The 265-nt window shown below is 50.6% G+C and carries 1 protein-coding gene; it reads left to right on the forward strand.

Annotated elements, in window-relative coordinates:
• The coding region (locus SB775_RS30350; protein WP_410864961.1) for an inorganic phosphate transporter at positions 1-265 on the forward strand (265 nt) is incomplete at both ends.

The raw sequence follows: 265 nt of genomic DNA on the forward strand, positions 1-265 counted from the left end.
GGTACAATTGATCTGTGCGATTTCCATGGGACTCGGCACATCTGTTGGCGGATGGAAAATCATTAAAACAGTTGGAGGAAAAATTACCAAAATCGAACCGATTAATGGGGCGACCGCCGATCTGACCTCCTCCTCCATCATCTTCACCTTTACACAGCTAGGCTTGCCTGTCAGCTCCACACATGTGATTTCCTCGGCAATCATGGGTGTCGGCGCCGCCAAACGGTTGAAGAGCGTCAATTGGGGAGTCGCCAAACGGATTGTC

Source organism: Peribacillus sp. SIMBA_075 (genome assembly GCF_046534585.1).